The sequence below is a fragment of the Mesorhizobium sp. BR1-1-15 genome, from assembly GCF_020165475.1.
Taxonomy (GTDB): Bacteria; Pseudomonadota; Alphaproteobacteria; order Rhizobiales; family Rhizobiaceae; genus Mesorhizobium.
Window position 1 is genome coordinate 163333 of the sequence record NZ_JAIUIF010000002.1, and the last position, 24526, is coordinate 187858.

Consider the following 24526-nt stretch of genomic DNA (forward strand, 5'->3'; position numbering starts at 1 on the left):
CGGCCCGGCCCGGAACAAAGAAAAGCGCCGTTAGTTTCACCCGCAGGGCACTCAAACAGAAGGACGAGCATGATGAAAATGGCTTTGGTAATCGCGCTTGCGGTGTCGTTTTCTGCGGGCTCTGCAATCGCGGCATGTCCGGACAAGTCGGCTGCCAACACGGGCGCCGACACCCAACAGACCGCCGGTATTTCGAAAGATGGTACCCACGCGCCCTTGGAAACTCCGAAGGCCAAGGATAGTGCCGGCAAACCGGCCGCCAAGGATGGCAGCACAATGCCGTTGGCGGGGGCGGAAGGCGGCGGTGACAAGAATCTCGCAACATCGCAGCAGGATATCGAGGCGCAGCAGCATGGCGGCAAGACCGCGGCGGCAAAGGCCGACGACAGCTGCAATGACTGACGACGAAACAGGGCCGGAGCGATTGTTGGCTCCGGCCTTTTCATCAAGTCTACAGAAGGTCGCGCATCGCGCTCGATCCCGCGTCAAAGACAACACCCATGAACAAGCCGTAGCCCCGGCCGAAGCCAGCGGCTTGGTTCTAGGTGCCGCTTTGTGGGCCCGCACCACTGGCGGGGCGATGCGGGCCCGACCAAGGTTCGGAACCTCGGCCAGCAGCGTGTGGGAACGCTGCCGCCACGGAAATCAGCCGCCGAATATCAGGTTCCGCTTATATGACAAAAAGCCTTTGTTGCCCAGCGAGACGAAACCGCCTCCGGCAAGTTCGAAGAGCCGGCCGGCCGGAGCCAGCGGGGCCTTCGACGGACCGCGAGTGTTTGCCTTCAGCAGGTAGAGCTATGCCTTGGACGAGGCGGCCTCAGAGTTCCGCGTCGTTCGATGGCCGAAGGGGAAGAGGGAGCCAAACGAAGAGCACTCCTCCGCGGCCAGGGCTATGATCATTTCATCGATTCTCTCAACCGTTTCTCTGCTCACGTGATCATCGCCATGAAGGCACTGACGCGCGCGCTTCAGGTGTCGTCGTGCGGCCTCGAAATCGCTGCCCATCCGTTCCTCCCGCTTAGAGAGACTCCAGATTTGAACAGTTCACTCCTTTAAGAAAGTCACCCGAAAGAGCGATTCGGTCGGCAATTGGAGGTAGATGCCCAAAACGCAGAAACCCCGGGAGCGCAGACGGGGCTATTGAGCCGACGGAGGGCGGAGGGAAGCGTGCCGGCTAACTTCTCACGGCGCTGGTTGTTCCGTTCGGCTTTTTCTTGACCCCGCCATATCGGGCGTAACACACAAGCTGTCACGGATCGGCCGCATCGGAATACTCAAGGGCACCATTCAGGAGCTCAGTGGGCGTTTTGTGCCGTTCTGTGCCAATCGGCCCAAGAAGCTAAGTCTTTGAAAGGATGGTGGGCGTGACAGGGATTGAACCTGTGACCCCTGCAATGTCAATGCAGTGCTCTCCCGCTGAGCTACACGCCCATCCGAAGCCGCGCATACACCATTTTTGATCCGGCGCGTCAATAGCAGGAAAGGGGAAAGAAGGCTCCGTTTTGCCGCACCGGCCGATAGTCGCCGATGCCTTGGGCAAAAACGGCTCAGGCCGCCTGCAGCATCTTCTCGACCTCGTTGACGAGGTCGCGCAGATGGAACGGCTTCGACAGCACCTTGGCGTCTTTCGGCGCCTTGGAATCCGGGTTCAGCGCAACGGCGGCGAAACCGGTGATGAACATGACCTTGAGGTCGGGATCGATCTCGGTGGCGCGGCGGGCCAGCTCGATGCCGTCCATCTCCGGCATGACGATATCGGTCAAAAGCAGCGAGAACGGTTCCTCGCGCAGCCGCTCATAGGCACTGGCGCCGTTGTCGAAATCGCTGACCTGGTAACCGGCGCGCTCCAGCGCCTTGACGAGGAAGCGACGCATATCGTCGTCGTCTTCCGCCAGAAGAATGCGTGCCATGATATCCCGTCCGAATCACCCGCCCGGACTCTGCCGAAAGGCAGGGCCGTTAACCATCCTGTATATGAGGAGGCGAGGGTAAACATCAAGTGAACGAGGCGCGGCATAATCCGCATTCGGAAAGGCGGTGCCGGCGCCGAAATGCTGGACATGCGGCCGTCAAGGTGGCACTTTCATCCTATGATGCATTGGTGTTTTCGGGTTCGTTCAAATTGAAGACGGCAGCCGAGGATTTTTCGGTCGTTCCCCCCTTCGAAATCCGGTCGGGCGCCGAGCAGCGCGTCCCCTTCCTCTTCAACTCACCCCACAGCGGGCGCCATTATCCGGAGCGCTTCCTCGCCATGGCGAGGCTGGACCGCAACGCCATTCGCCGGTCCGAGGACTGCTATGTCGACGAGCTGTTCGGCGGCGCGGTGGCGCTTGGCGCGCCGATGCTCGCGGCAAATTTCCCGCGTGCCTATCTCGACGTCAACCGCGAGCCGTGGGAACTCGATCCGCGCATGTTCGCCGAGCCGGTGCCGTCCTTCTGCAACATCCGTTCCGCGCGCGTGGCCGGCGGGCTCGGCACCGTTCCGAAGCTGGTCGGTGAAGGCCTCGACATCTACTCCGGTCGCCTGCCGCTGGCCGAAGCGGTTGCCCGCATAGAGGCCGTCTACAAACCCTATCATGAGACGCTGAAACGGCTGTTGACGCGAACCCACGCGCGTTTCGGCTTTGCCGTGCTGATCGACTGTCACTCCATGCCGGCGAGCATCCGCGTCGGAGACAGCGGCCTGCGGCCCGATTTCATCATCGGCGACCGCTTCGGCATCTCAGCCACCGCGGCATTGACCGAGACCGCGATCGGCCTGCTCAACGCCATGGGCTATACCGTCGCCCACAACAAGCCCTATGCCGGCGGCTTCATCACCGAACACTACGGTCGCCCGGCGCGCCATCTCCATGCGCTGCAGATCGAGGTCAATCGCGGGCTCTACATGAATGAGCGCACATTCGAGAAAGCGGCCGGTTTCGATGCGCTGACCGACGACCTGGCGCGATTTTCGGCCGACCTGATGGCCATGCCCGACCACCATTTCATGGATCTGCCGCTGGCCGCGGAGTGAATAGATCCTGGTTTCATTAGATGGCGCCATCCTCAACCGCCGCATAGTCTTGGGCGACATGGATCGGGATTGGCGGGGATTGGAATTGGCGGCGAAAAAAAGACCGCATCGTTCGCACGATACGGTCGAAGTCTAGGGAGGAAACGCCCAAGGAGGGCATGGACAGGAAACCCTGTCCGAGATCAAGGGTATGGTGCGCTGCACAAATGTCAAGCGACCTACCGGCTTTTTTAATTCAGAGTGATGTGGAAATTGCGCTTCGGTGGCGCCGGCGTGTTATTCTGGCAACAGTCGGCGCGGCGAAAAATCCTGGAACGCCCTTGTCTTGGCGCGAAACTGGCGGCACACGTGGCTCGGGCATGCTGCAATGCGGGAGAATCAGTTGGACATCAGCATCGATTTCATGCGCCGCATCGCGCAGGCGGCGGCAGCGGAAACCTTGCCGCGCTTCCGCAGCCAGGGCGCGGTCGCCAACAAGGAAAAGGGCAGCTTCGATCCAGTCACCGAAGCCGATCGCGAAGCCGAGCGTGCCATCCGGGCGCTGATATCGGCGCAATATCCGGACCATGGCATTCTCGGCGAGGAACACGGAAGCGAGAATATTTCCAGCAGGCATGTCTGGGTGATCGATCCGATCGACGGCACGCGCGCCTTCATCTCCGGCCTGCCGGTGTGGGGGACGCTGGTCGGATTGACGGTGGAGGGCGATGCCGTTGCCGGATTGATGTCGCAGCCCTTCACCGGCGAGCTCTTCTACGCTAACGCTTCCGGTTCTCATTATGAGGGGCCGGGCGGGCCGCGAAAACTGGTCACGCGCAAGACGACGAGCCTTGCTGAAGCAACGCTGTTCACCACGACGCCGGCGCTGTTCAAGGGCGAGGCGCGCCTGCGCTACGACCAGTTCGAGAGGCAGGTGCAACTCGCTCGCTATGGCACCGACTGCTACGCCTTCGCCATGGTCGCCGCGGGAAGCGTCGACATCGTCGCCGATCCCGGACTGAAGCCCTATGACATCGTGGCGCTGATCCCCATCATCGAGAAGGCGGGCGGCGTGGTCACCACCTTCGACGGCGGGCCGGCCGAGAATGGCGGCGATATATTGGCGGCGGCGACGCCCGAGCTCCATGCAGCGGCGATGGCGGCCCTGCGCGGCTGAGCATCCGTTTCGCCGCGATGCGCTTTAGGCGTCTGAGAGACGCAGGCCCCATAGAATGAGCGCGAAAGCGATGAGGCCGGTCGGCGCGGACGAATAGGCGATGCCTTTGATCGCGTATTCCTGAAAGGCGCTTCCATGCGCGGCTCCGGCCGCCAGCGGCATCGTCTCGTTGCCGGCTCCCCAGAGGCTGGCCATCACATAGGCTGCCAGGATGGCCAAGGCTGAATAGATCAGGAACCAGAACGCAATCCGCGACATCGCGACGCCAAGATTGAGCCTGGACCAGACGAGACCCAAAACCAGCAGCAGGACGCCCTGCAAGGCGCTGAGCGTGTGAACCGACAATCCGAGCCGCGGTGCGGCGAGGTATGGGATGGCGAACCCTTCGAATGACGAAAACAGCAGGAGGGCGATGCCGAGCTGCAGCAGGCGATGGCCCTGGCGTGGCAGCGTGCCCGATGCGTTCATGACCGCTCCTCCCGATCCCGTCGACTGACCTCTGCGGACGGTAACTAGCGCCCGGCGCCGGAACGGGAACCAGGCGTCGAGCTGCCTCCGGCCGAACGGCCGAATTGAGAAGCATGCATAGCCGTTAAACCTGCCGAGGCGTCGGCGCGATCATCGTCCGACATTGATCCGTGCAAGACGGCGTGCTGGGAACGGGCGTTGTCGGCGGATAGCGGGGCGACCTGGGGGGCCAACCGGATTATGGAATTTCGCCAACCAGGCATGAGCCGGCGCCGGACCGGCTCCGGTCTCGGCAATACGCGCCATCAGGCCGTCGGGTCGTCGCTGCCGGGAATGAAAGCGTCGAAGGCGGCGAGGAATTGCTCGCGGTAGATGTCGGCCTCCTGCAGGATCTCGTGACGCGCGCCGTCGATCATGAGCAGCGAGCCGAGGCGCAGACGCCTGGCATAGGCTTCCACGGCCTTGGTCGAGACGACCTGATCGGCACCGGCGGCGATGACCAGCAGGGGGACCCGGATGCGGGCCATGAATTCGGGATCGCTTACCACTTCCGCGGCTTCGGCAGCCGCTCTCAGCCAGCGGATCGTCGGGCCGCCAAGCGCCAGTTGCGGGTGATCCTCGTAGATCCTGGTGTTGCGCCGGTAACGTTCCGGATCCGTCGTTACCTTGTTGGTGTCGAAGGGAGCGGTAACTTTCGGCCGCGGCCCCCAGGCGGCGTAAAGCCGGCCAAGGCCCAGGGCACAAAACAGCGAACAGACGCGGCGGACCGTCCGGATCGAGACGGGCAGGTCGGGCAAGGTGAAGAACGGCGCGATCAGCACCATGCGCCGCACGCGGTTGACCATGGAGGGCGAAGCAAGCAGCGTGATCACGGCGCCGGCCGAATGGGCAAGGATGTAGTACGGCCCGCGACAATCCGGCAGCACGATCTCCTCGAAGAACTGTTCAAGATCGGCCGTGTGGTCGCGGAAGGACTTGATATAGCCGCGCTGGCGATCGCGGATCAGCCGGTCGGAGCCGCCTTGGCCGCGCCAGTCCAGCGTGGCGACGCCAAAACCGCGCGCCGCAAGATCGCGGATGGTTTCGAAATATTTCTCGATGCACTCGTTGCGGCCGGACAGCAGCACCACGGTGCCCTTCATCGGGCGGGCGACCGCGGCGAACAGGCCATAGCGTATCTTCTTGCCGTCGCGTGCCGTGAAAAAGCCGCCGGTGGCGTTTTCCGGTCGCGGGTTGCCCTCAGTTTCATGAAAAAGGGGGGGGTCGGGAAAGGGGGGCGTTTCGTGGAGGAGATACGTCATTCGGCGCTTCGTGCTCGGCGTCTCGCATGCCTGCCTGTCATGGCCGGCCTCGCCAAGGTTGATAGCCGTCCATGGGCCAAAAGCAAAGGAATTCCGGGAGGCATCGGATCGGCAGCAGGGAAGGCCGGAAGCCGCTATGAGCGTGCTTCCGGCCCCTGTCGATCCGGGAGGAAGGGACGTTGCACCCGGTTCGGCCTCGTCGCGGCGCCCGGTCCATGCAAATCCGGCGCCGCTTGTCCTTGATGTCGAGAGCAGTCTAGCGGGGGCTGTCTGAACGCGCGCAAAAGCGCCGGTTCATCTGCCGTTCATCCTCGATTTTTGCCGGGAGGCAAAATCTTGAAATGGCTTTGCCCGCTCCCCAAATGTGGATTGCGGCCGCCAACGTCGGGGCCGCTGGTCAAACCGGAACGCCGCTCACGGGTTTCGCACCGGCCAAACGCAAACCTTGTTGCTCAACAGGAGAACACACCATGCGTCACGTTGATTTTTCCCCGCTCTATCGCTCGACCGTCGGCTTCGACCGTCTCTTCACCATGCTTGATTCGCTTGCGCAGCCCGACGGCGCGCAGACCTATCCGCCCTACAATATCGAGCGCACCGGTGAGGATGCCTACCGCATCTCGATGGCTGTCGCCGGCTTCTCGGACGAGGAGATCTCGATCGAGGCCCACCGCAATGTGCTAACCGTGAAAGGCGAGCGCAAGGATGAGGGCACCGGCGAGGGTTCCGAACTGCTCTATCGCGGCATTGCCTCCAGGGCCTTCGAGCGCCGCTTCCAGCTTGCCGACCACGTCGAGGTCGTGGGCGCCACGCTGAAGAACGGCCTGCTCTTCGTCGACCTGAAGCGCAACATCCCCGAGGAACTGAAGCCGCGCAAGATCGCGATCACTTCGGCTCCGGCCAAGGCCAAGCAGATCGAGGCCAAGACCGCTGCGTAATCCCTAAGTCTCCTCCCGAGACGGAAGCGGCGCCGAAAGGCGCCGCTTCTTTTTTATTTGCCGGGAACAGCAATTACCCGGCGATCAACTGGCCAAAGCGGTCGACTTCCTCTGACGTCGTCGCAAAACTGGTGACGAAGCGATAGAGCAATTCGTCCTCGCCGATATGGCCTTCGAAGCCATGCGGCTTGTGCCAGTCGTAGAAAACAGCACCCGCCGCCTGCAGCCTGTCGGCTTCAGCCTTTTTCATCACCGCGAAAACCTCGTTCGCTTGCGGCAGCCAAGCCAGTTTCGCCGTCTCGGAATCCTCGATCGCCGCGGCAAGACGGGCAGCCATGGCATTGGCGTGCCTGGCGGTGTCGAGCCACAGGCCGTCGCGGAAATAAGCCTCGAACTGTGCCGCGATAAAGCGCGATTTGGAAAACAGCTGGGCTGCGCGCTTGCGCAGGAAGGCCAATTCCCGGGCACGCTCGAGATCGAACAGCACGATCGCCTCGGCGCACCAGCAGCCGTTCTTGGTGCCGCCGAAAGACAGTATGTCGACGCCACTTTTCCAGGTCATTTCGGCGGGCGTCGTGTCGAGCGCGACCAGTGCATTGGCAAAGCGGGCGCCGTCCATATGCAATGGCACGGAATGTTGCCGCGCGATGGCCGAGATCGCGGCGATGTCATGCAGGCCGTAGACCGTGCCGACCTCCGTCGACTGGGTGATCGAGACCGCCATCGGCCGGCCCCAATGGACCAGCTCGCCGGCGAAACGGCCGATCGCCGTTTCCAGATTGTGCGGATCGATCCGGCCCAGCGCGCCATCGACGGCATGCAGCCGCGAGCCGCCAGAGAAATATTCCGGTGCGCCGCACTCATCTTCGATGACATGCGATTCGCGATGAGCGAAGGAAATGCCGCCGGGCTTGTTGTAGGCGGTTAGCGCCAGCGAATTGGCGGCGGTGCCGGTGGCCACGAAGAACACCGCAACCTCGCGTTCGAAGATTTCGCTGAAGCGCTGGCAGACGGCCTGGTCGAGCGCGCCATCGCCATAGGCAGTGGAAAAGCCGCCGGCGTGGGCCGAGAGACCGGAGGCGATGTTGGGGTGGGCGCCTGCCCAATTGTCGGAAGCGAAGAACATGCATCTGCCTGTGCTGGGAAAATCGCTGCAACCTTGACCGGTTTCATGGCTGGCTCGCAAGGGCCAGACGCCAGAAAACGGGTAAAGCCAGCGAACTGCCGAAAACCGGCAGGGACGGAAGCTTGCGTTTAGCGGGTATTTCACGAAACTTTGTGTCGCGGAACGCCGAAGTTTTTTGTGAATCGGTCTTGTATGCGCCCGGCTTTTCTGCCATAAAAATTTAGGACAGTAGTGCTGTCTTATTTTGTCGCGCAAAACAGGCTGGATTGGCGTATTCTAAGCCTCTCCGGCTTTTGCCGCGAGCGACAGGTGGACGGCCGTGCTCTGGCCTGTACGATACCGGATGCGAACCGCGCGGCGAGCCGCATGGTTCGGCAAGGATTTCGCAAGACGTGCCGTAAGGATGAAGGGGAAGCAATGCGCTTCCCGAGGCAAACCAGCGCCCGCAAGGACGCGGAATGGAGGACAGGACGATGACGGAATTGACGCACGCTGCGACGAACGGCAAGGCCGCGCAGACGAAAGCGGCAGCCGTCAAAACCCTGGCCAATACCCGCCGCACCGGTTTGACCGCCCAGGGCCTTTATGATCCGCGCAACGAGCACGATGCCTGCGGTGTCGGCTTCATCGTCAACATGAAGGGCGCGAAGTCGCACACGATCGTCGAGGACGGGCTTTCCATGCTCGAAAACCTGACGCATCGCGGCGCCGTCGGCGCCGATCCGCTGATGGGCGACGGCGCGGGCGTGCTGGTGCAGATTCCCGACGGCTTCTTCCGCGAGGAGATGGCCGCGCAGGGCGTCGAGCTGCCGCCGGCGGGGCAGTATGGCGTCGGCCATTGGTTCATGCCGCAGGATGCTGCGCTGCGCGCCCATGTCGAGGACATCATTGCCGAATCGGCGCAGTCCGAGGGGCTGCCGCTGCTCGGCTTCCGTGACGTGCCGGTCGACAATTCGTCGCTCTCCAAGGCCCCGGATATCGTGGCATCCGAGCCGTTCCACCGGCAGGTCTTCATCGGACGCACGGCCGACATTCCCGACGACGAGGAGTACGAGGCCAGGCTCTATCTGCTGCGCAAGGTCATATCGGGCCGCATCTACGCCGAGAACGACAACAAGGACATCGGCGCCTACTGCGTGTCGCTGTCGGCGCGCACCATCGTCTACAAGGGCATGTTCCTGGCCTATCAGGTCGGAGCCTATTACAAGGACCTGTCCGATCCGCGCTTCGAAACGGCGCTGATCCTGGTCCACCAGCGCTTCTCCACCAACACCTTCCCCTCGTGGAAGCTGGCGCATCCCTATCGCATGGTCGCGCATAATGGCGAGATCAACACCGTGCGCGGCAACAACAACTGGATGGCGGCGCGCCAGGCGTCGGTGGATTCGGAGCTGTTCGGCAACAACATCTCCAAGCTCTGGCCGATCTCCTATGAGGGCCAGTCCGACACCGCATGTTTCGACAATGCGCTCGAGTTCCTGTTCCAGGGCGGATACAGCCTCAGCCACGCCATGATGATGCTGATCCCGGAAGCCTGGGCCGGCAACAAGCTCATGGACGCCGACCGCAAGGCCTTCTACGAATACCACGCGGCGCTGATGGAGCCGTGGGACGGGCCCGCCGCGGTCGCCTTCACCGACGGGCGCCAGATCGGCGCCACGCTCGACCGCAACGGCTTGCGGCCAGCGCGCTACATCGTCACCGACGACGACCGGGTCATCATGGCGTCGGAGGCCGGCGCGCTGCCTGTGCCGGAGGAAAAGATCGTCCAGAAGTGGCGGCTGCAGCCCGGCCGCATGCTCTTGATCGATCTTGCCAAGGGCCGCATCGTTTCCGACGAGGAGATCAAGTCGGAGATCGCCACCAGGCACCCCTACAAGACCTGGCTCGCCAACACGCAGCTCATCCTGGAGGACCTGAAGCCGGTCGAGCCGCGCGCGCTGCGCAAGGATGTCAGCCTGCTCGACCGCCAGCAGGCGTTCGGCTACACCCAGGAAGACACCAAGCTCTTGATGTCGCCGATGGCCACCACAGGCCAGGAAGCCGTCGGTTCGATGGGCACCGACACGCCGATCTCGGCAATGTCGGACAGATCGAAGCTGCTCTACACCTATTTCAAGCAGAACTTCGCCCAGGTCACCAATCCGCCGATCGATCCGATCCGCGAGGAACTGGTGATGAGCCTGGTGTCCTTCATCGGCCCGCGGCCCAACATTTTCGACCTGGTCGGCAGTTCGCGCCGCAAGCGGCTGGAAGTGCGCCAGCCGATCCTGACCAATGGCGATCTCGAAAAGATCCGCTCCATCGGCCACACCGAGGATCGGTTCGACACCAAGACGATCGACATCACCTATGCCTCGATCGAGGGCGCGGCCGGCATGCAGGGCGCCATCGATCGCCTCTGCGAGCGGGCGGAAGCGGCGGTCGCCGGCGGCTACAACATCATCATCCTGTCCGACCGCCAGCTCGGGCCGGACCGCATCGCCATTCCCGCGCTTCTGGCCACGGCCGCGGTGCATCATCATCTGATCCGCAAGGGGCTGCGTACTTCGGTCGGGCTCGTCGTGGAATCCGGCGAGCCGCGCGAAGTGCATCATTTCTGCTGCCTCGCCGGTTACGGCGCCGAAGCGATCAATCCCTATCTCGCCTTCGACACGCTGCTCGACATGCACAAGCGCGGCGAACTGCCTGAAGAGGTCGACGCCTACGAAGTCGTGTCGCGCTACATCAAGTCCATCGGCAAGGGCATCCTCAAGGTGATGTCGAAGATGGGCATCTCGACGTATCAGTCCTATTGCGGCGCGCAGATCTTCGACGCCATCGGGCTGAAGACCGATTTCGTGGAGAAGTATTTCACCGGCACCGCCACGCTGATCGAAGGCGTCGGGCTGGACGAGATCGCCGAGGAGACGTTCAGGCGTCATACGGATGGTTTCGGCAACGATCCGGTGCTGCGCAACAGCCTGGATGTCGGCGGCGAATATCTGTTCCGGATGCGCGGCGAGGCGCATATGTGGTCGCCCGACGCGGTCGCCACCTTGCAGCACGCCGTGCGCCAGGGGTCCTGGGAGACCTTCAAGGAGTATTCCGCGCAGATCGACAGCGAGACGGCGCGCGCGCAGACCATTCGTGGCCTGTTCAAGATCAAGCTGGCGGAAGATACCGGCCGCAAGAAGGTCGCGCTCGACGACGTCATGCCCGCGGCCGAGATCGTCAAGCGTTTCTCGACCGGCGCGATGTCGTTCGGCTCGATCTCCAGGGAAGCGCATACGACGCTGGCGCGCGCCATGAACGCCATCGGCGGCAAGTCGAACACTGGCGAGGGCGGCGAGGAGGCAGACCGCTATCTGCCGCTGCCCGGCGGCGGCAAGAACCCCGAACGTTCGGCGATCAAGCAGATCGCTTCCGGACGGTTCGGCGTGACGGCCGAATATCTCGTCAACTCCGACGTCATGCAGATCAAGGTGGCGCAAGGCGCCAAGCCCGGCGAGGGCGGCCAGTTGCCCGGCCACAAGGTCGACGCCACCATCGCCAAGGTCCGGCACTCGACGCCCGGCGTCGGCCTGATCTCGCCGCCGCCGCATCACGACATCTATTCGATCGAGGATCTGGCGCAGCTGATCTACGATCTGAAGAACGTCAACCCGGCGGCCGACATTTCGGTCAAGCTGGTGTCGGAGGTCGGGGTCGGCACGGTCGCGGCGGGCGTCGCCAAGGCGCGCGCCGACCACATCACCATCTCGGGCTACGATGGCGGCACGGGTGCCTCGCCGCTGACGTCGCTCAAGCATGCCGGCAGCCCGTGGGAGATGGGCCTTGCCGAGACGCACCAGACGCTGGTGCTCAACGGTCTCAGGTCGCGCGTGGCGCTGCAGGTCGATGGCGGATTGCGCACGGGGCGCGACGTCATCATCGGCGCGCTGCTCGGCGCCGACGAGTTCGGCTTCTCGACCGCGCCGCTGATCGCGGCCGGCTGCATCATGATGCGCAAATGCCATCTCAACACCTGCCCGGTCGGCGTGGCGACGCAGGATCCGGTGCTGCGCAAGCGCTTCAAGGGCACGCCCGAGCACGTCATCAACTTCTTCTTCTATGTCGCTGAAGAGGTGCGCGGGCTGCTTGCCGAAATGGGCTTCACCCATATCGACCAGATCATCGGCGACGCCGATCTCCTGGAAAAGCGCGACGTGATCCAGCATTGGAAGGCGCGCGGGCTCGACTTCTCGAAGATGTTCTACAAGCCCGATGCGCCACATGAGGCGGTGCACTGGACCGAGCGGCAGAAGCACCCGATCGACGACGTGCTCGACCGCAAGCTGATCGAGCTGGCCAAGCCGGCGCTGGAGGCCAAGCAGCCGGTCAAGATCGAGGTCGACATCCGCAATGTCGATCGTTCGGCGGGCGCCATGCTGTCGGGCGAGGTGGCCAAGCGCTTCAAGCACAAGGGCCTGCGCGAGGATACGATCCAGGTGAAGCTGACCGGGACCGCCGGCCAGTCCTTCGGCGCCTTCCTGGCGCGCGGCATCTCCTTCGAGCTGGTCGGCGCCGGCAACGACTATGTCGGCAAGGGCCTGTCGGGCGGCCGCATCATCATCCGGCCGCCGGATGAAGCCAAGATCGTCGCGGCCGAGTCCATCATCGTCGGCAACACGGTGCTCTATGGCGCTACCGAAGGCGAGGCCTATTTTGCCGGTGTCGCCGGCGAGCGCTTCGCGGTGCGCAACTCGGGCGTCGTCACCGTCGTCGAGGGCGTCGGCGACCATGGCTGCGAATACATGACCGGCGGCATCGTCGTCGTCATCGGCAAGACCGGCCGCAACTTCGCCGCCGGCATGTCGGGCGGCGTTGCCTATGTGCTGGACGAGGCGGGCGATTTCGCCGAGCGCTGCAACATGGCCATGGTCGAGCTGGAGCCGGTGCCGGAAGAAGACGACCTGATGGAAAAGCTGCTGCATCATGGCGGCGACCTCGACCACAAGGGCCGCGTCGACGTCTCGGGTGACATGACCAGCCATGACGAGGAGCGGCTCTATCAGCTGATCTCGAACCACGTGCACTATACGGGTTCGGTGCGCGGCCGCGAGATCCTCGACAATTGGGCGGCGTTCCGGCCGAAATTCCGCAAGATCATGCCGGTCGAATACCGCCGCGCGCTGATCGAGATGGAACGCATGCGCATGAGCGTGGCGGCCGAATAGATCTTCGCAAAGGCCGGGAAGCCCAGGCTTCCCGGCTCCATGTCACTGATAATTTGACCTCTCGCGGAAGGTTGCCACGGCTGCCTGAAGAGGTTAACGGGTGCGGCGAAAACCGCACCATCTGGACAGCAGGAACTGGACTATGGGCAAGGTAACAGGCTTTCTCGAGATCGACCGGCAGGTGCACAAGTACCAGCCGGCCTCCGACCGCATCCGGCATTTCCGCGAGTTTACGCTGCCGATGTCGGACAAGGAGGTCGAGAAACAGGCCGCGCGCTGCATGGATTGCGGCATCCCGTTCTGTCACGGGCCGACCGGCTGCCCGATCCACAACCAGATCCCGGACTGGAACGACCTCGTCTATAACAGGGACTGGGACAATGCGATCCGCAACCTGCATTCGACCAACAATTTCCCCGAATTCACCGGCCGCATCTGCCCCGCGCCTTGCGAGGAAGCCTGCACGCTGAACCTCGAGGACATTCCGGTGGCCATCAAGACGGTCGAGCAGGCGATCGCCGACAAGGCCTACGAGACCGGCCATATCAGGCCCTATCCGCCGGAGAGGAAGACGGGCAAGCGCGTCGCCGTCATCGGCTCCGGCCCGGCCGGCATGGCCGCCGCCCAGCAGCTCGGCCGCGCCGGCCATGATGTCCATGTCTACGAACGCGAAAGCCGGCCAGGCGGGCTGATGCGCTATGGCATTCCCGACTTCAAGATCGAGAAGCACTATATCGATCGCCGCATCGAGCAGATGCAGGGCGAAGGCGTGACCTTCCATTGCGGCGTCAATGTCGGCATCGACAAGCCCGTGGCCGAACTGCTCGCCGAGCATGACGCGGTGCTCTATTGCGGCGGATCCGAGACCCCGCGTGCGGCCAACATCCCCGGTGACGATCTCGGCGGCGTCTATGACGCGATGCCTTACCTGGTGCAGCAGAACCGGCGTGTCGGCGGCGAGCCGATCCAGTCGATGGCGTGGCCGTCGCACCCGATCATCGCCAGCGGCCAGCATGTCGTCGTCGTCGGCGGCGGCGATACCGCTTCCGACTGCGTCGGCACCGCCTTCCGCCAAGGCGCCGTGCGCGTCACGCAGCTCGACATCCGTCCGCAGCCGCCGGAGAAGGAAGACAAGCTCGCCGTCTGGCCCTACTGGGCGACCAAGATGCGCACCTCCTCCTCGCAGGCCGAGGGCGCCGAGCGCGAATTCCAGGTGGCGACACTCGAATTCATCGGCGAGGAAGGCCAGCTGACCGGTGTCAAATGCTGCGAGGTCGACGACAAGCGCCGACCGATCGTCGGCACCGAGTTCGTCATCCGCGCCGATCTCGCCTTCATCGCCATCGGCTTTGCCGGGCCGGCCATGGCCGGCGTGGTGTCTGAACTGGAAGGTGAGATGAAGATCGTCACCGACAGCCGACGCTCCCGCAATGTCGAGGCCAATGACCGCGACTACCGGACCAGCGTCGACAGGCTCTATGCCGCGGGTGACGTGCGTCGGGGCCAGTCGCTGGTGGTCTGGGCGATCCGCGAGGGTCGGCAGGCGGCGCGTTCGATCGACGAGGCATTGATGGGTTCGAGCGTCCTGCCCCGCTGAGCCCGTTTGGAAACTCTACTGCTGCGGCCATAAGGCGTTTTCTGCGCTTCCGGTGCTCCCGTACCCAAAAAGTACGCTCGCTCCGGTTCTTGAAAACGCCATCCTATGGCTCGCAGCAGCGAGTTCCGAAAACCGGTTTCGGCCCTCCGCGCTGCTAAGGAGTGATGGCCGTCGTCGTGCCAGCCGCGGCGGCCGCGGCTGCCGGATTTGTCTTCGGCGGCCAGGCGAAATCGTCGGCGCGGCCGGGCGAAGCCACCGGCGCCTTGCCCTCGACCACCAGTTTTTCGCCGGGCAGGCCCGGGTTGGCCTTCGCGGGCGGTCCGGCGCCGAGCAGTTCCGTGCCGCCGTCGAGCGCCGGATCGCTGAGCAGCATCGGCGCGGTGCGGTCAATGACGATGGGAGCGGCGGCCGGCGCCGGCGCCTCGACCGGCGCGCCGGCAGGAGCAGCGGTCGGGGCGACGCTTCCCGGCGCGGCCAGGCCCAGGACCTTCATCAACGGCTTTTCGGTATAGAAGGCGAGCTTGCGCTTGCCGGCCTTCGACATGTTGATGCCGTCATCGGAGCGCAGCCGCACGGGCTGGCCGTTGATGTCGGGGCCACTGGTGACGAAGGCGCCGTTCTCGTCGACGAATCCATCCCAGACATCGACGAATTCGCCGCCATGGCTTTCGGCCGCCTGACGGTAGATGTCGTTGAAGGCGAGCATGTCGGATGTCATCTTCGAAACCCTGAACGCCGGCATGCCGACCCACAGGAAAGGCACCTTAGCCGTGGCGATGGCCTTGCCGAACGCTTCGGTGCGACGTTCGTATTCCTTGGTCCAGGTCTCGGAACGGGGCTGCTCGCGCACATCCCCCACCTTCATCGGCTGGCGGTCGTTGGAACCGAGCATCACGACCACGGCGGCGGGCTTTTCGGTCTCTATCAACGATTTGATCTGTTCCGGCCAATTGTAGAAATCATCGCGCACGAAGCCCGACGAGCCATTGGAGCGAACGACGATCCTGACGCCGGTATTCTCGGCAAAGGCGGTATCTAGACCTTCGGCGAGCCCGGCCGCCATGAAATCGCCGACCACCAGGACGACCCGGGCGTCCGGCGCCTTCTCGGCGATCGGGATTTCCGGTTCCGCGGGCGGACGCGGGGCACGCGGCTTTTTTGCCTTCGGCCTGGGCCTTGGTTTCTGGATGTCCAGCGGCGGCTCGATCCGCTCGCTGCGGCGCGGGAACAGAAGGTCACGCAATGACCAGCCGCGGCTTTGCTGCTCCTGCGCCATGGCGGGGGCATGGAAGGCGCCGGCCATGGCGACGGCGAGCACGGCGACGGCCAGGAACAGCACCAGCATGCGGGGAATGAAGGTCCCGATGCGCGCAGCCCAAGCCAATCGCTCCTCCTCAGTTCATGACAGGCCCTATTTTTGCCTGAGCCATTTTAGCACTTCCATGCTCGGATAGCCGTCCTGGGTCAAGCCGACCTTTGCCTGATAGGCCATGATGGCCGACTTCGACCCGTCGCCGATCTTGCCGTCGAATTTGCCGTCATAAAGGCCGTGCTGGGAGAGCCGCTTCTGCAATTCCTGCCTTTCCTCGAACGTCAGCTTGGTGAAAGGCCGTTTCCAGTCCTGTACGAGGCCGGTGGACCCGGCGATCTCGTCGGCAAGAAGACCAACGGCAAGCGCGTATTTGTCCGCATTGTTGTAGGCCTTGATGACCGAGAAATTCCTGATCATCAGGAAAGCGGGGCCGCCGCGGCCATCCGGTACTTTCAACGTCGCCTTGTCGCTGAGGTTCCTGAACGGCTTGCCGCTCGCCCTGACCACGCCGAGCGCCTGCCATTGCGCCAGCGTCCTGGAGCCTGCTGGCAGCTTGCCGGCCGGCAAGGCCACCTCGTAGCCCCAGGTCTTGCCGGCCTGCCAGCCATTCTTCTTGAGCAGATTGGCTGATGTCGCCAGCGCATCGGGAATGGAATTCCAGATGTCGCGCTTGCCGTTGCCGTCCATGTCCACGGCATAGTGCTGGTAGCTGGTCGGGATGAACTGGGTCTGGCCCATGGCGCCCGCCCAGGAACCCATGAGGTGGCTCTCGTCGATGTCGCCGGTCTGGAGGATCTTCAGTGCGGCGACCAGTTGCGTGCGGGCATATTTCGACCGCTTCTGATCGCCATAGGCCAGGGTCGCCAGCGAGCGGACGACATTGCGCATGATGTCGTCGCGCTTGAGGATCTCGCCATAGTTGGATTCCATCGACCAGATGGCCAGCAGGACGTTGCGGTCAACGCCGAACCTCGCCTCGATCCTGTCCAGCCACGGCTTCCATTTCCTGGCCATCTGCTGGCCGACCGCGACCGACTGGTCGTGGACGCGGTTGTCGAAATAATCCCAGGCGGGCGCGGTGAATTCCGGCTGGGTTCGGGCTTTTTCCAGCACCACCGGATCGGGTTCGTCGATGCCCCTGAAGGCGCGGTCATAGACGGCGCCGGAAACGCCCCCCTGCACCGCGGTGGCGCGGAAGCCGGCGACCCATTGCCGGAAGCCGGCATCGGCGAAGGCCGGCCCGGCAGGCATCAGCATGGCGAGCGAGAGGCTGGCGGCCGTCATGACGCTGGTTAAACGCTTTGCGGCATTGCGAACGGACATCTTTTCCTCCTTCTCCGTCTTGGGAAAGACCATTCATCGCCGAACCAGGTTAGGAATTGGTTTACCATAGGCCGCCCCTGGAACGAAAAGGCGCCTCGATGCTTCTACCGGTGCAAGTTTCCCTTCATTCGCCCGATAATCCTGAATTCCGGCGTGAAAATGTCGCGGCGCGGGATTGCGGAGCCGGCCTGCAAACGGATAATTGAAGGCATGAAGAGAGTTCGCAAGGCAGTTTTCCCGGTCGCAGGTCTCGGCACGCGGTTTCTCCCGGCCACCAAGGCCGTCCCCAAGGAAATGCTTACCGTCGTCGACCGGCCCGTCATCCAATACGTGGTGGACGAGGCGCGCGAGGCAGGCATCGAGCATTTCATCTTCGTCACCGGGCGCAACAAGGCGGTCATCGAGGATCACTTCGATATCCAGTTCGAGCTCTATGACACGCTCGCCCAGCGCGGCAAGGACGACCAGCTCGCCAGGCTGCAGCGGCTGCAGCCCGGGCCGGGACAGACCAGCTTCACTCGCCAGCAGGTGCCGCTCGGACTTGGCCATGCCGTCTGGTGCGCGCGCGAACTGGTCGGCGACGAGCCGTTCGCGCTGTTGTTGCCCGACATGATCATGCAGTCGGAAAAGAGCTGCATGAGGGACATGGTCGACCTCTATGCCGAGACCGGCAACAACATCATCGCGGTTCAGGAATGCGATCCCGCCGAGACCCATAAATACGGCATCGTCGGCCGGGGCGAAGCCACCCATCATGGCTTCCGCATCACCGAGATGGTGGAAAAGCCGAAGACCGGCACCGCGCCCTCCAATCTCTACATCAATGGCCGCTACATATTGCAGCCCGAGATTTTCAAAATCCTCGAAGGCCAGGAGAAGGGCGCCGGAAACGAGATCCAGCTCACGGACGCAATGCTGAAGCTGGAGAAGCAGCAGCCCTTCTACGGCTACCACTTTCAGGGCCGCACCTTCGATTGCGGATCGCCGGAAGGGTTCGTCGAGGCCAATGTGGCCTTCGCGCTCTGGCGCAACGACATGAACCAGAGCATGGCCGGCGTTATCCGCAGGCTTCTCGACGAGATGGCGCCTTCGGAGGACGTTGTGGCGGCGCTTTAAGGGAGGCGCTGTCTGGCCGATGTCTCGGATGCGGCACGCAGCTTAGCGGCCCGCGCTTACCGCTGCACCTTCAAGCCGAGATAGATGCTGTTGGCGGTGTAGTCGCGGCCAGGCAGGTTGCTGGTGAGCTTCTCGGTCCTGGCGCGGGTGGTGAGGCCGGCATAGCGGTTCAGCCACCATGTCAGCCCGGCTTCGGCGCTCAGCACCCTGTCATGGCCGTCTATGCCGATATAATCGCGCCAGTCCAGGCCCAGCGCGGCATTGCCGGTCAGGTTGGCGCGGATCTGGCGTTCGGCCGTGAGGCGGCCGGAATAGAGGATGTCGCCGCTTTCACCTGCGGTGGTCGTGGGCTCGACCGTGGTCCGCCCGGTCAGGCCGATCGTGGTGCCGCGTTCGGGCGACCATTTCAGGTCGGCGTCCACGGTGGCACCCGCGATCGCCCCCAGGCGGTCGTCGTCGATCGCTTCCCGCAGCCAGCCGGCCGAGAACTCGCCGGCGAGCTTCTCGCCCATGTCGAGCTCGAGGCCGGCGCGGGCACCAAGCCGCGTTGATGAACGCTCGAAACCTTCATTGTCGAAGCGTTGATCATAGGCCCTGCGCCCGAGCTCGATTTCGGTGAAAGGCGTAAGGGCAGGGGAGATTTCGTAGCCGGTGCGCAAGGTCGCCGTATAAAGCGTGGAGTTACGATCCTTCTGCGACAGCGAGGTGTCGTCAGAAAGCTTGGCATCGCCATAGAAGTCGTCCGAGACCGCGCCGGTCAAAGTGTATTGCGCCTTGCCGACGTCCTTTTCGATGCCGAGGCTGCCGTCGATGGTCTGGCGCAGCGGTTGCTTGCTGACGCCTGCAATGGCGTCGGGCGACGAGGCCGATTCCGGCACGGCCTCGTAACCGAGCTTGGCGACGGCGCGTTGCTCGTTGTCGAGGTCGACATTGAGCTGGCCTTCGATGCGGCCTTGCTCATTGTGAACCGGGTAGCCCGAGACGGTCTCGCGGAAGAGGCCATAACCATCAATGGTCGCGGAGTTCTCGCGCCAGTCGGAGGCGGCGGAAAAGCGCAGTGCCGTCTCGGACAGCAGCGCCGCTTTGCCGGCACTGCTGGAATCGCCGTTCGAGGTGGCGGTCAGGCCCTGCTCCAGCGTCGGCCTTATGACGAAGGAGCCCCATTTGATGCCTGGAGCGGCGAACGGATCGTCCTCGATTTTCTTCTTCTGCCCTTCGATGGAAGCGGTGCGTTCGGCGCCCGGATCGAGCTGCTGCCGGTCGACGCTGTCGATCGTGACGGCGCGGCGGTTGGCGGTCTCCTGGTCGGTGCCGGTGCCGGTGCCGGTGACGGTGGCGTCGGCATCGTCGGCCGTGCTGGCGGTCGTGGTCGCGTCGGTCGTCGCGGTGGTGTTCTTTTTCTTTGTCTTCGCCCTGTCGGCGGCCTTGTCCGCATTGGCCTGCCCGGTGGCCGATGGCCGGCGTGGTTTGGGCGGAGGCGGATTGTCGGCGGTCACGTCGTCACCGGCCGCCGGCGGGTCGAAGATGCTGCCAGTGGGCGAGGCGGCACCGCTATCGTCAGGAGCAGCGCCGGCGCTGGCGGGCAGATAGGTGCGCGACGGCGTGTCGTCCTGACCGGCGGCATTCGCTGGCTGCTGTTGACCCTGACCGGCTATGGCGGCCAGTCTCGCTTTGCGCTGCTGGTCGGACAGGATCGCCGATTCCGAGACCTCGCCGCGCAGCTCCGTTTCCTGGGCGAAGGACAGCGTCGGTCGCGGCAGGCCGAAGATGCTGGTCGCCAGCAGCAAGGCGCAGGCAGCCTTGCTCTTTCGCCTTCTCGTCTTTTCTGACTGGGCCCCGGACATCGCCACCACTGCTTGCGCGGCGCGAGCGCGCGCCATACTTACCGAACCGTAAATGGGGATGGTTAACGGAGGGTTGAGGCGGGGGGCGATTGCTTTTCCAAGCGCTCATTGTTCCAGGCCTCGACATTCGTGACCTTGCGCTTCGTTCATTCGAACCGCTCTCCTAGACGGTCGGGGGAGGCATTTCCGTTGGACAGGCGCGGCACAAAGCGCTAATCGCATCGGCCATGGATGCGCGATCCCTCGACAAGAAGCCGTTGGACAGACAGGCCTCGATCGCTTCGGCGCTAAGAACGGTGGCGACCGAACAGGCGGGAGTGGCAGCGCTGGCCGAGGCGCTCGAAAACGGGCTGGCGAAGCCCTTTGCCGAAGCGGTCGACATGATCTCGAGGATCGAAGGCCGGGTCATCGTCACCGGCGTCGGCAAAAGCGGCCATATCGGCTCGAAGATCGCCGCGACCCTGGCCTCGACCGGAACGCCGGCCTTTTTCGTCCACCCCGCTGAAGCCAATCACGGCGATCTCGGCATGATCGCCAGGGACGATGCCATCATCGCCATGTCATGGTCGGGCGAAAGCAAGGAGATGATGGGCATCGTCGCCTATTCCAGGCGCTTCTCCATCCCGCTCATTGCAATCACGTCCGGTGAGACATCGGCGCTGGCGCGCGCCGCCGATGTCGTGCTTTTGCTGCCGCGTGCGCCGGAAGCCTGCCCGCATGGCCTGGCGCCGACGACATCGGCACTGCTGCAACTGGTGATGGGCGACGCACTGGCGATCGCCCTGCTCGAGGCGCGGGGTTTCACGCCCGATCATTTCCGCACCTTCCATCCCGGCGGCCAGCTCGGCGCCAACCTGATGCAGATCCGCGAGATCATGCATGTCGGCGAGAGATTGCCGCTGGTCGTTTCGGGCACCGGCATGCAGGACGCGATCCTGGAGTTGTCGCGCAAGGGCTTCGGCTGCGTGGCGGTCACCGCCGCCGACGGCGCGCTGATCGGCATCGTCACCGATGGCGACATCAGGCGTCACATAGGCAGCAACCTGACGGCGATGACCGTCGATCAGGTGATGACGAGATCTCCCAAGACCGCGGCGCCGGACACGCTGGTGGCGACCGCACTGCAGACGATCAACAATTCAGCCATCACCAGCCTGATGGTGGTGGAGGGCAACAAGCCCGTCGGGCTCGTCCACCTGCACGATCTTTTGCGCATCGGCGCTGCGTAGGGCAGTTCACCGTTTCACGGAAACGGCGAACTGCTCTATCTCTTTGTTTCTGCACAATTCCGGACGGAAAACCGTACACACTTTTCCTGGAATTGCGCTAGCGCGGAGCCGGTTTCACACTCGCTCGACGGTCAGTTCGAGATCGGTGTCGGCGGCTCCGGTGACGCGCACCTGGGTGCCGGCCGGCAGGTCAGGGCCAGAGACGCGCCACAGCGTGTCGCCGAGCTTGATGCGGCCGCGGCCGTCGCGGATCGGCTCGGCCAGCGTCGCCATCCTGCCGATCATCTGCGCCCCACGGCGGTTGAGCAGCGGCTGGTCGGTCGGCTCGTCGCGTCCGCCGATGAGTTTCTTGCCGACCAATGCCGAGACCAGCGACAGCGCGAGGAAGACGAGCACTTGGACCTGCCAGGTCCAGCTGGCCGCATCCCAGACCAGCAGCGATACCGCGCCGACGATCAGCGCGGCGATGCCGGTCCACAACATGAAGATGCCCGGTGCGATGATTTCCATCGCCAAAAGCACGAAGCCCAGAACCATCCAGTTCCACGGGCCGAGTTCGGAAACGATGCGGTCGATCATGGTTTTGATCCACTCACAAAGACATTAGTTGTCGCTCGGCCTGACGACCGGAGGTCGTGAGACCTGCCGTTGCGTGCCGGCCGGCCCGTCGCCCTTGAACACTTCCCTGGCGATCTCGCCGATGCCGCCCAGCGAGCCGATCAGCGACGACGCTTCGAAAGGCATCAGCACGATCTTGCTGTTGGTGGCCGAACCGATCTTGCCCAGCGCTTCGGTGTATTTCTGGGCGACGAAGTAGTTGAGCGCCTGCACATCTCCCTTCGAGATCGCTTCCGACACCACTTGCGTGGCGCGGGCTTCCGCTTCGGCGGAGCGTTCGCGTGCCTCGGCATCGCGGAAGGCGGCTTCCTTGCGGCCTTCGGCCTCGAGGATCTGCGACTGCTTGAGGCCCTCGGCGGCAAGGATCTGCGCGCGTTTGTTGCGTTCGGCCGTCATCTGCCGGCCCATCGATTCGATCAGGTTGGCGGGCGGATTGATATCCTTGATCTCGACGCGGGTGATCTTGATGCCCCAGGGATGAGCCGCTTCGTCGACCACGCGCAGCAGGCGCTCGTTGATCGCGTCGCGGTTCGACAGCAGCTCGTCGAGATCCATCGAGCCCATCACGGTGCGGATGTTGGTCATGGTCAGGTTGAGGATGGCGTTCTGCAGGCCGGAAACCTGGTAGGCCGCCTGCGCCGCGTTGAGGATCTGGAAAAAGGCGATGCCGTCGACACCGACGATGGCGTTGTCGCGGGTGATGATCTCCTGGCTCGGGACGTCGAGCACCTGCTCCATCATGTTCAACTTGGCGCCGATGCGATCGATGAACGGCACGATGAGGTTGAGGCCTGGCGACAGCGTTTTCGTGTAACGGCCAAAGCGTTCGACCGTATAATTGTAGCCTTGCGGGATTGTCTTTATGCCTTTGAACAGCACCAGCACGACAAGAGCGACCAGAACAATAATCGCGATATCGAAACCACTGAAATCCATTTGGCTCTCCCTCAAGAGGCAAGCCATGGGAGCCATTCTCCCGCAGCCGGCTTCAGCAAACACTTAAGTGTGTTTCAACAACGTTACAATCAGGTGATAAGGGATTGTTTGTGTTGCTGCTGCCGGTGGCTGAAGGCGAACAGGCTTGCGTCCGTATCTTCCGATCCGGCCATGGCGGCAGAAACGATTTCGGAAGCGATTTGCGAGAAGGCGATGCCGTTGCCGCCATAGCCCATCACGGCCTGGATGCGCGGATGCCTAGGGATGGCGCCGATATAGGGCAGGCCGGTGGTTGTGGTGCCGAAGGAGCCGGTCCAGGCGAAATCGGGCCTGGTGTCCAGATCCGGGAACAGGCGGCCGAGCTTCCTGGCCAGTCTCAGGCTCTTGCCGGCGATCAACGCGTCACGCCGTTCCTTGTCGATAAAATCCTCGTCTTCGCCGCCGCAGATCACCCTGCCGTCGGCTGTCGCCCTTGCATAAAGATAGGGGTCCGACGCTTCCCAGATGAGGGCCGCGTCCGGCCAGATCTTTCGCGGCTGCGAGCGTGTGGCGATGGCCCATGTCGAGATGACGCGGTGGGCGGCTGCCGGCACGATGTCGGTCAACTCGTAGCCGGTCGCGAGCAGGACGTGCTGCGCGGTGATTGTGGGGCCGCCCCTGGTGGCGACGACGACCTCCTTGGCGCTGTCTTCGATCGTGGTCGCCTCGACCGGGGCGTAGAGGCGCGCCTTGCGCTCCAGCGCTTTCAGCAGCAATCCGGCGGTCAGTTTGCGCGGATCGAGCGCGATGTTGCCATGGCTGAGGATGGCGCCGTCGCGCTCGATGCCGAATCGCGCAGCCAGCGGCGCAGGGGCGAGATAGGTCGCGGCGATGCCCGCCTGTCGCCGCGCCTCGGTCTCGTCACGCAACTGCGATGGGCCGAGCACGGTACCGGCCAGATAGAGGGAGGGGGCGCGGCTCAGGCGGCAGTTGATGGAGAGCTCGGCTATGCGGCCGGCAAGGTTGGAAACGGCCAGACGCGAGCGCCGCCAGGCCTGTTCCGCCGAGGCCTTGCCGATCATCCTGCCGAGTGCCGTCAGCGGCTGGTCGATCTCGAACTGCACCAGGGCGGTGGTCGCCGACGTCGACCCTCTCAGCGGGCCGCGCCGGTCGATGCAGACCACCGAATGGCCGTCCGCCGTCAGCGCTTCTGCGATCATGGCGCCGCTGATGCCCATGCCTATCACCAGCACATCGGCCTTGGCGTCACGGGTCAGAGCGCTTGTCGGGACAGCGGGTGCCCGATAGGCGGACCAGACTGGCCGGCCGCTTCTGAGGTCGAGCTTGCGGGGCATCGATGGTCTCCGGA

18 protein-coding genes and 1 tRNA gene are annotated in these 24526 nt (G+C 63.7%); 8 read left to right on the forward strand and 11 right to left on the reverse strand.

Translation table 11 applies throughout. The features are described from left to right. Positions 1 to 69 precede the first annotated feature (69 nt). Positions 70 to 402, forward strand: coding sequence for a hypothetical protein (locus tag LB541_RS04465; RefSeq protein WP_140496294.1), 333 nt, complete (start codon positions 70 to 72; stop codon positions 400 to 402). 954 nt (positions 403 to 1356) lie between these two features. Here the strand turns inward: LB541_RS04465 and LB541_RS04470 are convergent. Both LB541_RS04470 and cpdR read right to left on the reverse strand, forming a co-directional pair. Continuing rightward, positions 1357 to 1431: transfer RNA gene (locus LB541_RS04470), tRNA-Val, on the reverse strand. Positions 1432 to 1547: 116 nt separating this feature from the next. Next, positions 1548 to 1910 carry a cell cycle two-component system response regulator CpdR gene (gene cpdR, locus LB541_RS04475; protein WP_006199474.1) on the reverse strand — a complete coding sequence of 121 codons (363 nt, stop codon included), beginning with the start codon at positions 1908 to 1910 and terminating at the stop codon, positions 1548 to 1550. 164 nt (positions 1911 to 2074) lie between these two features. Here cpdR and LB541_RS04480 point away from each other — a divergent pair, with 164 nt between their 5' ends. Both LB541_RS04480 and hisN read left to right on the forward strand, forming a co-directional pair. Continuing rightward, on the forward strand, positions 2075 to 3016 hold the full coding sequence (locus LB541_RS04480) for an N-formylglutamate amidohydrolase (RefSeq protein ID WP_140729020.1): 942 nt from the start codon (positions 2075 to 2077) through the stop codon (positions 3014 to 3016). 382 nt (positions 3017 to 3398) lie between these two features. Next, complete coding sequence (hisN, locus tag LB541_RS04485) at positions 3399 to 4172, forward strand: histidinol-phosphatase (RefSeq protein ID WP_140513691.1); 774 nt, start codon at positions 3399 to 3401, stop codon at positions 4170 to 4172. 24 nt (positions 4173 to 4196) lie between these two features. Here hisN and LB541_RS04490 read toward each other — a convergent pair whose 3' ends face one another. Together LB541_RS04490 and LB541_RS04495 are read right to left on the reverse strand one after the other, a co-directional pair. After that, entirely contained in the window at positions 4197 to 4640 is a 444-nt protein-coding gene (locus LB541_RS04490) for a hypothetical protein (RefSeq protein ID WP_140513690.1), read from the reverse strand. 305 nt (positions 4641 to 4945) lie between these two features. Continuing rightward, the gene (locus LB541_RS04495; protein ID WP_224617949.1) at positions 4946 to 5941 is read right to left on the reverse strand and encodes an alpha/beta fold hydrolase; all 996 of its coding nucleotides are present in this window, start codon (positions 5939 to 5941) and stop codon (positions 4946 to 4948) included. 470 nt (positions 5942 to 6411) lie between these two features. On the opposite strand from LB541_RS04495, the gene LB541_RS04500 reads away from it, so the two are divergent. Further along, entirely contained in the window at positions 6412 to 6879 is a 468-nt protein-coding gene (locus LB541_RS04500; protein ID WP_140496288.1) for an Hsp20 family protein, read from the forward strand. 73 nt (positions 6880 to 6952) lie between these two features. On the opposite strand, the gene LB541_RS04505 is transcribed toward LB541_RS04500, so the two are convergent. Next, positions 6953 to 8005: a threonine aldolase family protein gene (locus LB541_RS04505; protein WP_140624334.1), complete on the reverse strand. Its 1053-nt coding sequence runs from the start codon at positions 8003 to 8005 to the stop codon at positions 6953 to 6955. 473 nt (positions 8006 to 8478) lie between these two features. On the opposite strand from LB541_RS04505, the gene gltB reads away from it, so the two are divergent. After that, positions 8479 to 13203, forward strand: a complete 4725-nt coding sequence (gene gltB / locus LB541_RS04510; protein WP_224617951.1) for a glutamate synthase large subunit — start codon at positions 8479 to 8481, stop codon at positions 13201 to 13203. 142 nt (positions 13204 to 13345) lie between these two features. Next, complete coding sequence (locus LB541_RS04515; RefSeq protein WP_224617954.1) at positions 13346 to 14800, forward strand: glutamate synthase subunit beta; 1455 nt, start codon at positions 13346 to 13348, stop codon at positions 14798 to 14800. A gap of 154 nt (positions 14801 to 14954) precedes the next feature. On the opposite strand, the gene LB541_RS04520 is transcribed toward LB541_RS04515, so the two are convergent. Both LB541_RS04520 and LB541_RS04525 read right to left on the reverse strand, forming a co-directional pair. Next, on the reverse strand, positions 14955 to 16184 hold the full coding sequence (locus tag LB541_RS04520; RefSeq protein ID WP_224617957.1) for a DUF459 domain-containing protein: 1230 nt from the start codon (positions 16182 to 16184) through the stop codon (positions 14955 to 14957). A gap of 27 nt (positions 16185 to 16211) precedes the next feature. Then, positions 16212 to 17435, reverse strand: a complete 1224-nt coding sequence (locus LB541_RS04525) for a lytic murein transglycosylase (RefSeq protein WP_224617960.1) — start codon at positions 17433 to 17435, stop codon at positions 16212 to 16214. Between the two features lie 201 nt (positions 17436 to 17636). On the opposite strand from LB541_RS04525, the gene galU reads away from it, so the two are divergent. After that, complete coding sequence (galU, locus tag LB541_RS04530; RefSeq protein WP_181165245.1) at positions 17637 to 18551, forward strand: UTP--glucose-1-phosphate uridylyltransferase GalU; 915 nt, start codon at positions 17637 to 17639, stop codon at positions 18549 to 18551. Positions 18552 to 18607: 56 nt separating this feature from the next. On the opposite strand, the gene LB541_RS04535 is transcribed toward galU, so the two are convergent. Then, complete coding sequence (locus LB541_RS04535) at positions 18608 to 20395, reverse strand: outer membrane beta-barrel protein (protein ID WP_224617962.1); 1788 nt, start codon at positions 20393 to 20395, stop codon at positions 18608 to 18610. A gap of 227 nt (positions 20396 to 20622) precedes the next feature. Between LB541_RS04535 and LB541_RS04540 the strand changes: the two genes are divergently transcribed. Next, a complete protein-coding gene (locus LB541_RS04540; protein WP_140496281.1) occupies positions 20623 to 21624 on the forward strand; it encodes an SIS domain-containing protein in 1002 nt (333 codons plus the stop codon). 114 nt (positions 21625 to 21738) lie between these two features. On the opposite strand, the gene LB541_RS04545 is transcribed toward LB541_RS04540, so the two are convergent. The 3 genes from LB541_RS04545 to LB541_RS04555 all read right to left on the reverse strand — a co-directional run bounded on the left by LB541_RS04545 (position 21739) and on the right by LB541_RS04555 (position 24512). Beyond that, entirely contained in the window at positions 21739 to 22203 is a 465-nt protein-coding gene (locus tag LB541_RS04545; RefSeq protein ID WP_140496280.1) for an NfeD family protein, read from the reverse strand. A 24-nt stretch (positions 22204 to 22227) separates the two neighbouring features. Further along, the gene (locus LB541_RS04550; RefSeq protein WP_140624323.1) at positions 22228 to 23178 is read right to left on the reverse strand and encodes an SPFH domain-containing protein; all 951 of its coding nucleotides are present in this window, start codon (positions 23176 to 23178) and stop codon (positions 22228 to 22230) included. An 89-nt stretch (positions 23179 to 23267) separates the two neighbouring features. Further along, positions 23268 to 24512 carry an NAD(P)/FAD-dependent oxidoreductase gene (locus LB541_RS04555; RefSeq protein ID WP_224617964.1) on the reverse strand — a complete coding sequence of 415 codons (1245 nt, stop codon included), beginning with the start codon at positions 24510 to 24512 and terminating at the stop codon, positions 23268 to 23270. Between the last annotated feature and the right edge of the window lie 14 nt (positions 24513 to 24526).